Here is a 13,258-nt window from a genome sequence, read left to right on the forward strand (position 1 = left end):
TAATATATATAATTGCTTATGATTTATGATGTTTATTTCAATATACGACTTGTAAACGGTAATGTGTATACAATCATTTATTTCTCACAAGCCCATCCATCACCATCACGATCCATCTTCTTGTCGTAGGCGGGGTGTCCTTCTTGCACACCATTAGGATAAACTTTGTTTAATTCTGTACAATTTTTAAAATATTCTTTTGTAGGTGTAGTTGGTTCTGGGGTCTGTTCTGGCAGTGGAGCTGGCTCTGTTGTATTAGTATCTTTCACTGGCTCACAAGCCCAACCGTCATTATCACCATCAAGTTTTGTATTATAAGCAGGATGTCCTACTCCTACCCCATCAGGATATACTTTTCTCAACTCAGTACAGTTTTTATAGGATTCTTTAACAGGCTCAGTAACAGGTGGAACAGGATTAACTTTAGGCGGGACAAATTCTTTTGCATTTATTGAATAAGTATTTCCGTCAGTAGTCACAACGATTGTCCCATCTTGTGCAGTAGCGTAAATCTTACTTCCTACAGCTTTTAAGTTAGATAGTACTTCTGCATGAGGATGACCATAACTATTATCCTTTCCATAACTTAAAATAGTTGCTTTAGGTTTAACTGCTTTTAAAAATTTCATTGAAGAACTAGTTTCTGAACCATGTTGTCCTGCTTTTAAAATTTGTACTTTTAAAGTATCGTATGAACTAACAAGTAAATCCTCTAATTCCGCACTTGCATCTGCCATTAATAGAAATTCCACGTTTTTATATCCAGTTTTCAATACAATAGAAGCATCATTTGTATCTGAAGCCTTTGCATTAACATACAGTGACTGTAAGTAAAAATCAGTATTCCAGCCCCCAATTAATAACTGTTCTATTTTCGGCTCGATATATTTAATATTCTTTTGTTCTACTAATTTTAATAACTGTTGATAGGTTTCTGTCGTATGTTCTTTACCGCTGTTAACAAATTGGCCTATAGAAATTGAATTTAATACAGCGATCAAACCACCAATGTGATCTTCATCGGGATGTGTTGCTACTACATAATCTAGCTTTTTAATGCCTTTTGATTTTAGGTAAGATACGACTACCTTGCCTGCTGATTTTGGCCCTCCATCTACTAAAATATTCTTTCCATCGTGAGATTGAATAAGTATAGAATCTCCCTGACCTACATCAATGAAATGTACTTTCATTTCACCTTTTTTAGTTGGTGCCGATGGTGAAGTTGATGTATTATTTTTCCCTGACACTACTGCATCGATTGAATCAGCATACTTTTTAAAGTCAGCATCACTCATATCACCATTCATTTGAAATAAAACTAAGTCGTTTTGGTGAGTATGTGAGTAGAATAACGGCCCCATATTACTTAATCCATCGTAGTATCCTTTAGCTTGTGCTAAACTTTTAGCGTCCTTAAAAATAAACAGCCTTCCACCAGCATCCTCACCAAGTGAAGGAATTAAAATTCGTTTACCTTCTTTGCGACCATTTCCGAATTCCTTATTAGGCAAATCGGAGACTTTGCCAACTTCTAATCCATCAGTTTTGAATTGTTTAATAATACTTTCTGTTGTGATTGATGCACTATTGTCTGTGCTTTTTTGAACAGCTTCTGTCTTGATTGGTAACGATAAAGCAATTACTAGAATAAAAGTCAGTAATGATAGTAATATTTTTTTCATGATTTCCCCTCTCCTTCAAAATAATTATACCTAATTGTGTTGAAATTGGTATAATTGTATTAATTTTCATTCATCATAGAGGGTAATTTCATATAAGAATATGGATGATTTTATATTATAAAATATCCCATAAAGTTGTAAAGAAGCTAAGGCAGCAGGATTCACAAATATTCACCAAGGACACCCAGCGTATTCATCCAAACTAGACAGAGACGGCGATGGAATAGCTTGTGATAAATAATTTCTAATAAAAATAACCAGGAGCTCACCTGCTGTTGGTTTAAAATATAGTTTGATTAAAGGCATGCTGCAAACATTGATTTTATAAATAACAATTAAGACCACCCCTCACGGAGTGGTCTTTTAGTTATTTATAAATATCTGTAAATACATTTATTTGACAACCAATTCTATTTCGGTACTTCATAATAGAACTTGCTCCCATCATCTGCTCGACTACCAAACTCACTCCCTGGTGGACTACCAACTTGATTGTTAGCCCAATAGCGATATGTCTCACCTTTTTTAAAATCATTATTTATTGTGTTTTTAGGCGATGATAAATTAAACTGCGCAATTTTACTTTTATCAACTAAAAAGTTGGAAGCAAAGTGTAAATCAGAACCATTGCTAATACTTTGAATACTAACGTCTCTGCTCGGTTTGAATGTGTACTCATAATAGATTGCAAAAATCCCTTTATTCAGTAGAATTGAATCTTCGGATTTTTCATTGAAAAACATGTCTTTAAAAATACCCTTTGGTTTAGAACCTGTTGTATCCACAAAAATGGCATGTTCAATTGTAGCGACACCAGTGTTGTTTAAATAAGTATGAGGTTTACCAAGAACATCTTCATATCCACCGTATTTTGATTTCTTGAAGTTAGAAATTGTTAAGATGTTTGTTCCTGTTTTAGCAACCTCAAGCAATTCTTTCATTCCTGTAAAGTCAGATGGTGCTTTCTTCAATGTATCCATGAAGCGGATAAGGATTATTGCTACCTCGGCACGAGTCGTATTGCCATTCGGTTTAAATGAAAAATCTTCATAACCAGAAAGTAATCCAGTCGCAAGTGCTACCCCGATATACGGAAGGTCCTTCTTGTTTCCCCCTCCACCATAAAACTCTGGAATCGGAATTAATGTAAGGCTTGAATTCGCCATTTCCTCAATCGCTTTTCCATATTCGGGATTAGCATGTGCTAATGCATTAGATAGCCAACGAGACATTTCACCACGCGTCATTGGTTTGTTAGGCTCAAATTTATTGTTCGCAAAGTCGCTCTCTCTAATAAATCCAACTGCTAATCCTTCTTGAATGGCATCAATTGCCCAATGTGAACCTACATCTTTAAACTTTACAGTAGTACGATCTTTCCCATCGAATACACGAGATAAGAAAGTCGCAAACTCTGCGCGTGTAACTTGAGCAGATGGCTTATATGTACCATCCTCATATCCTGTTACTAGACCTTTTTCAGCTACCTGTTTAATGGACTCATATGCCCAATGTGATCTAGTTACATCTTTAAATGTAGTCTTTGTTACTGAAGCCGCTTCCACATTTTCAGTTGCAACTGGAATAACGGCAGCAGCAGTCATAACACTCGAAGCTAGGGCTTTAAACATTAAATTATTTCTAGATGATTTCCTATGTAACATTCCATACCTCTCCCTTTTTACATACATGTACAATCCAAAGTTACCACATATGCCATAAATAGGGAATAATGAACTAAGGAAAAATACCTTCTTACATGTACTTCTATCTACTTACATTACAAAAGTGATTTGTCTTCCATAATAATAAAAAATCACCCATCAGAGCGGTCTTTTAAATTAATATTTTTTAATAGGATAATCAATAGAATTGGCTATCTCAATAAGCACATCAGATGTTAATTTATCAGAAACATCTTTATCAATACTAAACACATACTGCCAGTCATCTCTTTCAAAGACTAACATATTAAAATCAATCTTCGGATTGTCTATATATGCTGCATCACTACCATTTTTTAGCTTAAATACATCTGATATATATTTTTCAAATGGAATTTTATGCTGAATTGGTCGAATATTAATTTTAAAATGATTATGAGGGAATTGATCACTTATCATTGTCACTTCAAATTCATCATTGATATCGCCATCTATATTACTAAATCTTCCGAAACGATGGGTAAAACTTATTGGTGGTACTCTGAGTGGTAGCTTAAGTTCTTTTTTATAATGTTGTTCAAAATCTTTTAACGCAGACTCTACAGTTTTATATCCTATTTCAGGAAGAAATTCTTCAAGTGGTTGTGGTGAATCACTTGACTTTGCATCTACCGTTTCGTTAATGGTTATATTAATTAATACGCAACCAAATAACAATAATAACAAAAGAAAATATTTATTCATTTCATCCTCCTAAAATTTCATTTAGGAATATTTTCTCCAATTGAATAGTTAATATGCTTTTTATTTCCGCACAATATACCCTACTACACGAGGCACTATTACGGGGTTCTTCTTATCAACAGTTTTATTAACATCTATGGAAGGTTTTTAATTGGTTGTTCTATAAAATCATACATAGTCATTTGTTTTTGTTCTTCCATATCTTATATTCCCCTCTCTACCATTCCAGCCAATTTTCTAAGTTTGGTCTGCTATTAATTTGTGTACGATCATCACGTTCATTAAGCCAATTATAGAAATGGGACTTTGCACAAAGGAAGAAGTTATTAAGGTGTATGAATTAATCAGAATAGAAACGGATAATCCAGATAACTAATTACAGTTGTCTGTTTTTTATTTTCATTTTATTACTGACATTACCTGGGTAATTTGATATAGTTTCATAGTATCGTACAAATATATACATTTAAGGAGAGTATTTTACATGAAGAAATTACTATTTAGTTCTATGCTTGTTTTATCTTTGGGTTTAGCTGCATGCGGCAGTAGTGAAGGTGATGGGGATAAAACTAAAGTTCCTGCATCTGAAAAATCTGCAGAAGCTAAAACTATTAGCGAAGGGGATATTGCTAAACTATATACATCACCAAAGAAATATAAAGATTATAGCTATAGTTTCATTGGTAAAGTATTTACTACTCCTGAAAAAGATGATGACGGCGTGTATCTTCAAGTTTACGCTGATCCTCAAAAATCTGAGCATAATACTCTCGTTGCATTTGAAGACCCTGATTTTGAAGTAAATGATGGTGATTATGTTAAAATTGATGGAATTGTAAAAGATGAATTTAAAGGTGAAAATATGCTTGGAGGTAGTGTAGTAGCACCTTTAATTACAGCGAAATCAATCAAAGTAATTAGTTATGTCGATGCAGTTGCACCTACAATAGAAACGTTAACGTCCGGTGAAGAAATAAACCAACATGGTTTTGTTGTAAAGGTTGAAAAAATTGAATTCGCAAAACCTCATACTCGTTTATATTTAACAGTTACAAATAATACAAAAGATAAAATATCGTTTTATAGCCATAACGTAAAACTAGTATCTAATGGTACACAATTTGAGGAAGAAACTGATTATGAAGCAAATCTACCTAGCATACAATCGGAAATACTTCCTGGTGTATCATCTTCTGGCGTAATCACATTCCCTGCTATAGATGCTTCAACAACTACATTACAAGTAAATGCAGAAGGATACAGTGATAACTATGACCTTGATATTAAACCTTTTATATTTACAGTTGGTAAGTAACTAAATCACTCCATGAGTAGATTTTTATTTACAACCAAAAAGCCCAGGCTCAAAATTAATTGAGTACCTGGGCTTTGTTGTTACAAGGTGATTGATTTTATCATTTCACCTCATACAATTTTGTTATTTTGCTCTCGTTATTATAAACGAGCTTCAATCCTAATAAATCTGCAATTTCTCGCACTTGTACATGCGTCCTACCATCTATAATCACAGCAGGAATAGATTTTCTATCATTTAGCATTACTTTAGCTTCTGTAGTATCTTCCTTTGACTCAATTCCGTTTTTAATGTCTAACTTGAATTGTTCCTCTTTAATACCCATACTCGCTAAATATGAATATGGATCTTTATGTGTAGTACCTTTTAAATTGTCCGTAATCCAACGGTGTGATTTTATACCGTTGCCACTGCCATCTAGCGTAACAGGAATTCCAGCCTCTTTTGCCAGTTCTCTTAGAAGCCAAATGTAAGCAGCATAATCCTTTTTAAATTGCTCCTTATCATTTGTACGAGCCAATTCTACTTGTGCATAACTAAGTGGGTTTCATTTAGGACCACAACCGTACTGCACTCTATTTACAGGAGCAACTTGTACGATTTTGCCACCTCCACCTACCCAGTGAGACGTAAATGCATTTGTGGTAGTGACCCCAAAAGTTAGATTTTCGGTCTAACTTTTGGAGTATAGTTCATTTTTAGTGGCTTTTGTTTATTATCTTCTACATATTTGCGAGTTAAGAATGCAGTCAAATGAGCTCGAGTTATTTCTGTGTCGTAATGGTTTTGTTGAAGTCGTTCTTGAATTATTGTTAGTTCAACGTAATTGCAAATTCCGAGTTCGGCGCGCCAGCAAATACAACCGTTCCGTTCTTCGGCAGTTTTACTTTGTTATTGCCGCTCACAACAGTAAAATTGACGCATACACCATTCTCATCATACACCGCGAACGAACTCTTCGATGGCAACGCCACGGTCATCGTCTTCTCTGCTGCCGCTTGCGGGATCGTAAACCATTTCGCATGCCCATTTGCTTGCAGCGTAATTTTGGATGATTGGCCTGCATCCAGCGGTTTTACGTTGGATTCACTTACGTATAAAAATCCGGACATCTCCATATATTCATCGCCGCCTTCTGTATAGAAACGGGCTTCCGTCGTATCACGGCCTGTCATCACTGGAATCTGGAGCTGATGCGCAGCCGTATTTGGGCCTGTAATTTTTCTGCCGTCCCAATAGCCCTCTAGACCTTCATTGCGTTTAATAGTAAACATCATTGGTACGAGATATTGAGTAGAACTATATTTCTCGTTTACAACATAGAACTTGACACCTTCCCGCTTCGTCCATGCTGCTGTAGTTTCCTTCGATAACACGTTGTCTTCTAGTTTCTCGGCTAAATAGTAAGTCATCACTTCTTGCCCAAAACCTGGCAACGATATAAATGTGCTCTCCCTCAAATATGTTCGTCTATTCTTCTCTGTGACGAAGTTGAGCTTGGAGGTACCTTTCTCATTAATAAAGCTTCCATCCGCAGTATATACATATTTTTCTTGTGGATTAGATGTGAAGATCAGTTCTCCATTCTTCGTCATTTCTATTTTGAAATGACTGAAACTATTGCCGTAATAACCAGCTTTCGTTGCTACGTCTTGAGGCATCTTGGCCTTGACCGGCTTGCCAAAGGATTTGTTAGGCTTAATATCCTTAATTGTGCCCTTTTCTTTAAGGGCTGTAAGCAGTATATCAGTCGCCATCATTTGATTTGCAGTGCTACTACCGCCGGATGACAACACAGCCACTGCCATCTTCTGTTCAGGAAGTACGACCAGTGAAGCATGTTGCAGTATCGTGTCGCCGCCTTTAGCCAAGCCCTTTATCCCATATTCACTGAATGGATATAGTTTCACACTATCCCAGCCGAGACCATAGTTGACAATATTATCTCCATCCCCAGGCCACATTCCTTTTTTATATTCCTCTTGCTCCATCGCCTTGACTGCCTGATTAGAGAGGATCCCTTTTCCCTGTCCCATAAATAATTGTGAGAATCGCACCATATCTTCTGCTGTGGAATAGATCCCTCCCGTACCAATCACATTCAACGTTTCAGTAGGAAGCTGCTCTTGGTACGTTGGAGAATAAAGTCCAGCCAGCTTATCGTTTTCCAATTTGTCCTGCGGCGTTTTCGTATGGTTTAGCTTTAAGGGTTCTGTAAACCGTTGATGTATAAATTCGGTAAAGCTCATACCGCTGACTCTTTCCACCATAATTTCGGCTAGCGTAAAGCCGTCGTTGCAGTATACCGAGAACGCGCCAGGATCCGCCTTCAATTGCTGGTTGGACAATTGCAGCAACAAGTTATCATGGGCATAGGTATCATTATCTTTAAATAAAATTGTATTATTAAACGTACTACCTTGTAAGCCGGAGGAGTGGTTCAACAGCATACGTGGCGTAATGCTTTTGTAACGCTCGTCCTTCATCTTGAAATCAGGAACATAGTGGACGACAGGAGCATCCAAATCGACTTTTCCTTCGTCGACCAATTTCATCACAGCCGCCGCTACATACATTTTACTGACTGAACCAATCCCATATAGGGTATCTTTGGTCAGCGGCTGTTTCCCTTTCATATCGTTCTTGCCTGTCTGACCCGACAAAATAAGTTTGCCATTATCAATTAGCGCATATTGCACGCTAGTCGTCTCATAGGACTTCGTGAGTAGAGTAGCCTTCTCTGCCGCAATCTTTTTCAGTTCTTGATTAGCTAATTCTTGGCTAGCCACAACCGTAGTCTGACTGCTAGAAAACGCCATCGCCCCTGTTGGTAGGCTCATCGTTAACGCTAATGTAGCGGCTAACACCGCAGATAGTTTATTTTTTTTCATAAAATAACTGCCTCCTTGATTTCTAGAAATTCACTTTCTAAAACAATAATTAATGCCCCACAAATAAATTTTTTTGTTCACTTTAACACCTTTATTACTCCCTTCATCAAGAAATATTTTCCATTAATAGAATATCAAAGTTTTATTTACTCGTAAATACAATGATAGACTGATACCATATCGGGCTTAAGACTTATGGTTGATTATGACTAAATAATAAAAAAGACCAGCTCGGCTAAATTAGCTTTGCTGGTCATCTTCTATTGTGCTGCTACATTATTTACAACTTGCGCAAGTTTAGCTGTTTTTATTTTAGGCTGTTTTCAAAAAGATTGTTGCTATTCAACTAACGGTGCAGTTTAGTTGAATAGTGTTATCTAACTTATGTTCAACAATCGGGCCATTTTGTTGAATAAGAGTGGGAAATATAAATCCAAATATATAGTATTATCGATTCTAAGGAATATTCTATGTAATAATATATATATGAAGTTTTGTAAGGAGGCTATGCTATGAGTATAGTAGATTGATTACTCAGATTTTAAATAAGAGGAAGGTGGTAAATCAAATTTTATAGAGGTGTTCAAATTGAATAATTTAATGATTAATGCTGATTTTGGGAAGTTATGGTTTCATAATATATCTAAAATCCTAAGTGAACGTTTTCGCGAACTAATCATACCTATTATCATATTGGGTCTGTCTGGATCGCCCTTAATGACTTCATTAGTGCTTTTATTTCAGAGAATTAGTTCCGTGTTTTTTTCTATTCCAATAGGTACTTGGATTGAGAAAAAGAACCTTGTTTTGATTTCTTCGATCTGTAATTTAATATATGCTATATTATTGTTTCTATTGGCATATTTAATAACAATCGATATAACGAGCCTTTTTGTTATTGGGCCAATATTATTTTTCATAGGTTTAGTGGGATTGATGTTAAATGTTGCCCTTTCAGCTATGGTACCTAAAATTGTTGGGAGGCAACGTTTATTAAGTGCTAATAATTCATTAGAAGCCGCTGATGCGATTGTAACCTTAATTGGTCCAGCCTTAGGTGGAATTATACTTGCGAAATATGGCCCGAACATTACCTTAACTATTTGTGGTAGTTTATTACTTATTTCAATGTTATTTATTTCACTTATAAAATACCGAAATATAAGTGAGGAAACGGATGATAAGCCCATGAAGGGAAAACAGAAACTGAAGAGTTTCATTCGGGATTCCCAAGAAGGTGTAAGGTACCTCTATGCTAATGGAGCTCAAATTGTATCGACGATTTCGGCTTTGGTACTCGGATTTTCAACCTGTTTTATTGTGCTTAGTGTTATCATTCATTCTAAATATACTCTCCATTTTTCAGAAGAGTATATTGGAATACTGTTATCTTGTGCTGGTATAGGCAATGTCGTTGGCGTACTTATAATGAACAAATTTAAAAATGCAAACTGGTTATACTTTCTCAGTACTTTAATGATCATATCTTCATTTGGAATCTTATTATTGATATCAAATTCATTTATCGTCATGTGTTTCGGAATGATAATCTTTGATGGGGCACTTTCTATGGCATTTGTTGTTCAGATAACTGTTCAACAGGGCATTACTCCAGACCATTTGATCGCCAGGGTTCGAAGTTCCATATACGTTTTAGGTGGAATTGCAGCAATGTTAGCGACTATACTATCTGGTTTGATTTCTGAATGGAACTCTATGGCAGCCTTGGCATTTGGATCATTGGTTTTATTAGTCAATGGCTTGTTTATTTTTAAATATAAAAAACAAGGAGTAGCAATGGATAAAATCAGTCCAATTTATGCTGCATCCAAAAGTAGCTGAATGATGGATTTAATAAAGGTAAGGAATTATACTTCATTGTTCTACCGTTAAAGTTATTAGTAAATACAGAGTAATAGGAAGAAGAGGAGTCCACGTATACAGGTTCGTGTTTCTGAATTTCAATTTAATCAAGCTGTTGAAGCACTCTCTACCGTATATGAATCCAACTATGGATGTATAAAAACAAATGAGTTTAGGGCATTTAAAGATGATGCGAATATTCCACCTTTAGGTATACAACTTACTGTTATAGGCTCAGAATTTGATTTCTTCTGGAAGTTTCGAGATGTTTTACTGCAAAATGAACTATTTAAAATAGAGTATGATAATTTGAAAAGGGAGTTTGAAGGAAAAGACATGGAAGCTTATAGAGAAGCGAAAAATGATTTCTTCAGCAAGATAATACAGACTCCTGAATTCAGGCAATTGAAAACCAATGTTGATAGAAATGTCTAAAATTTATTCTAAGTTTGAATATATAATTATTCAATAAACGAGAGAATTGTGGAATGAAATGTGAAATGATGTACTTAAATTAAAGGGTGCTTTAATTGAAGAAGATAGCAAAACCAGAAACAACAATCTTTAAGAAAACAGCTTTATTTTATTAGCTCCTTCTTTGGCTGCTTCAGCACCAGTAAATGTACACGCCATAGCTTATCTGGAACGACTACTTCGCAACTGGTCAAGTTGATGCTGCTTCTAGTCAAGGTAATGTTAGACCTATAGGGCCTGTAATTGCTGTAGGGTACCCACTTATTTTGACTTTTTGTAAGAATTGTGGGGAAGTAGCTTCATTCCTTTGGTAATCGCCACCAATCGTAACTTTTTCATTCCAACCAATCTTCTAGACTAGCGTCATTTATTTATGAGAAAAAAAGCAACTTGAATATACAAAAATATCCCAGGCGCTCATTATTAGTGAGTACCTGGGATTTAAATTTATTTATGTAAAACAAAATTAAGCATGATAATATTCACACATATCTCAATTTCTATATTCCTCTCTAGTAATTGCTCTTCTTTAAAATCTATAAGTTCTTTTTCTGCTACTTTTATAATTTTAGACAAGCTTTCTGTTGTTATCTCATATTCCGTTAACAAACTATTCAATATTGACTTTACTCTATCTTTAGCATTAAAACCATCAAAGCCAAAATTCAACATTGTTAATTTGTACTCAATCTCTTCAAATTTTTTATCTGTGATGGTAATTGAACCTTTCATTAAATCGTCTATGTCATTTGTGGGTATATCAAACATTTTAGAGAGTTGTTGAAGCCCTAAGTTAAATTTTTCAATTAAATCTTGAAATTGTTCTCTAAGGTAATCAGATTGAGTCGGTCCATTAGTGAGTAAAGATAATTCTATTTTTTTCTGATTTCCATCCATTATATTACACCCCTTACTGAAGAAAGAAATTAGTCCTGGTTTAAATGTAACAAATGCCTCAAAGGAATTTTTTTAAATTCTAAATTATACATATTTTTTAAAATATCCTCTAATACATCATCAATCTTACCAGTAAAAAATGAAAGAACTACTTGACAATGAGCTAATGCAACATGGTCAGTTATTTGTTTAGAAAACTGGTCTATTAACTCTATATGTTCTGTTTTCACTTGTTTATCGGAGTATACTTTAACAGTGATTAAATTTTCTTTTAAATCTTCTTCAAATACCCTTACATTAGGAAGCAATTTCAGATCCTTTATTTCAGAAGCACGATTTTCATCTACAATAAACAACCGATAAGTATCTTTTCCAAATCGAAGATCCCATACTTCCATATCTTTAAATCTTAATTTTCGTTCAAAATAATCAATCATTTCCTCACTCCACTTTTTGACGTAATTCAATTTTTTAATCACAAATTTATTAACAAAAATCATGTACGAAGCCTCAACCACCGCATTATTTTTTATCCGCCTTGAAAGCTATTTGGGAAATGGTTACTCAGGTTAGGAAATAAGAAATAATTCCCCGGGCAAGCGCAAGAAATTACAATTTCAATCTCAAATTTCAGCAATTAGCGACTGATTTTATCATTATTCTCCGCATTTCTGAAAATCCAAGCAGTCAATAATACTCTAGTTTGTACATCATTCATCCAATTGAGCAACCTAATCCAGTAGATACTCAATTTCGAATGTGCCTACTTTACTTCTTTGAAGCTCGGCAATATTCGCACTTATCACATTGGTGTGTTATTTTACTTCCTAACTTCGCTTCTATATTGCTTGGGAGCATCATTCGAACGTATTCCTCCTTGAATTCAAAACATGTTGTATCGAAGTGTTAAACTGCTTTATCAGGTGGCGATTCTTTGGTTACAGCAACAATGTGTGGATTATAATAACGCCCTGTATTTTGATAGATGATTTCTCGATATACCCCCATCTACAGACATAAACGAAAGGCTTGTACAAACGAAACCCATGTATTATATTTCTCGTTCCAATAACGCTTTCGAAGTCCCAGAGTTAAATCCCCTGTTTATTTCAGAAAAAACAATAAAATTCACTTGATTATACAAGCATGCTATAGTTTAATAACATTTTTATATTTAATTTTCCGGAGGAATTATGAGCAACCCTAATAAAAATAAATTTATAGCTTCATTAGTTATTACTGCTGGTTTAATATTACCCCTTTTTCTTCCCGCATTTATTATGATGGCTTTAGTTAAGTTGTTGCCTAACGAAATTTCTTATTCAGGAATAATGTCGTTAATACTATTATCTATTGAGCTATTTATAATTATTGGTATTTCCACTAAAGTATTTAGTCTTGTAGGTTTAACAGAACAAAAGATAGACGAATTAGGATTTCTAGGTCTTATTATCTCCGTGTTGACGTCGTTTATTTTTATAATTGCAGGATATTATTGGATGAAAACTCTTCAACTAACTTCTGTTCAGTTATCTTCTACTGGTATTTTAATAATTGCAGTCATTACTACGATTATTTTAGTTGTCCAAGTAAAAATTTTAGAGAAACTAGAATAACCACAATAAGACCGCACTCCACATAATAAATAGTGGAAATGCGGTCTTCTTCTATTTATTCAGCTACTATTTTTGTAACCTGTGCTAAGTTAGCTATATTAATTTTGCT

At 34.8% G+C, this 13,258-nt stretch carries 11 protein-coding genes and 2 pseudogenes; 5 read left to right on the forward strand and 8 right to left on the reverse strand.

The window, feature by feature from the left end; all coding sequences use genetic code 11:
* Positions 1-77: 77 nt before the first annotated feature.
* Positions 78-1,685: an excalibur calcium-binding domain-containing protein gene (locus ACQKN2_RS16720; RefSeq protein WP_427415938.1), complete on the reverse strand. Its 1,608-nt coding sequence runs from the start codon at positions 1,683-1,685 to the stop codon at positions 78-80.
* A gap of 145 nt (positions 1,686-1,830) precedes the next feature.
* Here ACQKN2_RS16720 and ACQKN2_RS16725 point away from each other — a divergent pair.
* Positions 1,831-1,926, forward strand: a pseudogene (locus ACQKN2_RS16725) (excalibur calcium-binding domain-containing protein); the annotation flags it as partial.
* Positions 1,927-2,095: 169 nt separating this feature from the next.
* On the opposite strand, the gene ACQKN2_RS16730 reads toward ACQKN2_RS16725, so the two are convergent.
* Positions 2,096-3,349 (reverse strand): S-layer homology domain-containing protein, encoded by a 1,254-nt coding sequence (locus tag ACQKN2_RS16730; protein WP_427415939.1) that lies wholly within the window; start codon positions 3,347-3,349, stop codon positions 2,096-2,098.
* 177 nt (positions 3,350-3,526) lie between these two features.
* On the reverse strand, positions 3,527-4,093 hold the full coding sequence (locus ACQKN2_RS16735) for a hypothetical protein (RefSeq protein WP_427415940.1): 567 nt from the start codon (positions 4,091-4,093) through the stop codon (positions 3,527-3,529).
* Positions 4,094-4,577: 484 nt separating this feature from the next.
* Here ACQKN2_RS16735 and ACQKN2_RS16740 point away from each other — a divergent pair, with 484 nt between their 5' ends.
* The gene (locus ACQKN2_RS16740; protein WP_427415941.1) at positions 4,578-5,408 is read left to right on the forward strand and encodes a DUF4352 domain-containing protein; all 831 of its coding nucleotides are present in this window, start codon (positions 4,578-4,580) and stop codon (positions 5,406-5,408) included.
* A gap of 273 nt (positions 5,409-5,681) precedes the next feature.
* Here the strand turns inward: ACQKN2_RS16740 and ACQKN2_RS16745 are convergent.
* Positions 5,682-6,048 (reverse strand): annotated as a pseudogene (locus ACQKN2_RS16745) (N-acetylmuramoyl-L-alanine amidase); the annotation flags it as partial.
* A gap of 172 nt (positions 6,049-6,220) precedes the next feature.
* Positions 6,221-8,299, reverse strand: coding sequence for a serine hydrolase domain-containing protein (locus tag ACQKN2_RS16750; protein ID WP_427415942.1), 2,079 nt, complete (start codon positions 8,297-8,299; stop codon positions 6,221-6,223).
* 588 nt (positions 8,300-8,887) lie between these two features.
* On the opposite strand from ACQKN2_RS16750, the gene ACQKN2_RS16755 reads away from it, so the two are divergent.
* Positions 8,888-10,141 carry an MFS transporter gene (locus ACQKN2_RS16755; RefSeq protein ID WP_427415943.1) on the forward strand — a complete coding sequence of 418 codons (1,254 nt, stop codon included), beginning with the start codon at positions 8,888-8,890 and terminating at the stop codon, positions 10,139-10,141.
* A 96-nt stretch (positions 10,142-10,237) separates the two neighbouring features.
* Complete coding sequence (locus ACQKN2_RS16760) at positions 10,238-10,597, forward strand: GrpB family protein (protein ID WP_427415975.1); 360 nt, start codon at positions 10,238-10,240, stop codon at positions 10,595-10,597.
* Between the two features lie 486 nt (positions 10,598-11,083).
* Here ACQKN2_RS16760 and ACQKN2_RS16765 read toward each other — a convergent pair whose 3' ends face one another.
* The 3 genes from ACQKN2_RS16765 to ACQKN2_RS16775 form a co-directional block, all read right to left on the reverse strand.
* Positions 11,084-11,533 carry an HTH domain-containing protein gene (locus ACQKN2_RS16765; RefSeq protein WP_427415944.1) on the reverse strand — a complete coding sequence of 150 codons (450 nt, stop codon included), beginning with the start codon at positions 11,531-11,533 and terminating at the stop codon, positions 11,084-11,086.
* 29 nt (positions 11,534-11,562) lie between these two features.
* Positions 11,563-12,033 (reverse strand): hypothetical protein, encoded by a 471-nt coding sequence (locus ACQKN2_RS16770; protein WP_427415945.1) that lies wholly within the window; start codon positions 12,031-12,033, stop codon positions 11,563-11,565.
* Positions 12,034-12,439: 406 nt separating this feature from the next.
* Complete coding sequence (locus tag ACQKN2_RS16775; protein WP_427415946.1) at positions 12,440-12,541, reverse strand: PD-(D/E)XK nuclease-like domain-containing protein; 102 nt, start codon at positions 12,539-12,541, stop codon at positions 12,440-12,442.
* Positions 12,542-12,726: 185 nt separating this feature from the next.
* On the opposite strand from ACQKN2_RS16775, the gene ACQKN2_RS16780 reads away from it, so the two are divergent.
* Positions 12,727-13,149: an epimerase gene (locus ACQKN2_RS16780; RefSeq protein ID WP_427415947.1), complete on the forward strand. Its 423-nt coding sequence runs from the start codon at positions 12,727-12,729 to the stop codon at positions 13,147-13,149.
* Positions 13,150-13,258 lie beyond the last annotated feature (109 nt).

The organism is Lysinibacillus sp. NPDC093688 (genome assembly GCF_050280145.1).
GTDB lineage: Bacteria > Bacillota > Bacilli > Bacillales_A > Planococcaceae > Lysinibacillus > Lysinibacillus xylanilyticus_B.

Coding starts and splice junctions, on each gene's coding strand:
- ACQKN2_RS16720 (WP_427415938.1), bottom strand. CDS start 1,685: ATGAAAAAAATATTACTATCATTACTGACTTTTATTCTAGTAATTGCT.
- ACQKN2_RS16730 (WP_427415939.1), bottom strand. CDS start 3,349: ATGTTACATAGGAAATCATCTAGAAATAATTTAATGTTTAAAGCCCTA.
- ACQKN2_RS16735 (WP_427415940.1), bottom strand. CDS start 4,093: ATGAATAAATATTTTCTTTTGTTATTATTGTTATTTGGTTGCGTATTA.
- ACQKN2_RS16740 (WP_427415941.1), top strand. CDS start 4,578: ATGAAGAAATTACTATTTAGTTCTATGCTTGTTTTATCTTTGGGTTTA.
- ACQKN2_RS16750 (WP_427415942.1), bottom strand. CDS start 8,299: ATGAAAAAAAATAAACTATCTGCGGTGTTAGCCGCTACATTAGCGTTA.
- ACQKN2_RS16765 (WP_427415944.1), bottom strand. CDS start 11,533: ATGGATGGAAATCAGAAAAAAATAGAATTATCTTTACTCACTAATGGA.
- ACQKN2_RS16770 (WP_427415945.1), bottom strand. CDS start 12,033: ATGATTTTTGTTAATAAATTTGTGATTAAAAAATTGAATTACGTCAAA.
- ACQKN2_RS16775 (WP_427415946.1), bottom strand. CDS start 12,541: ATGGGGGTATATCGAGAAATCATCTATCAAAATACAGGGCGTTATTAT.
- ACQKN2_RS16780 (WP_427415947.1), top strand. CDS start 12,727: ATGAGCAACCCTAATAAAAATAAATTTATAGCTTCATTAGTTATTACT.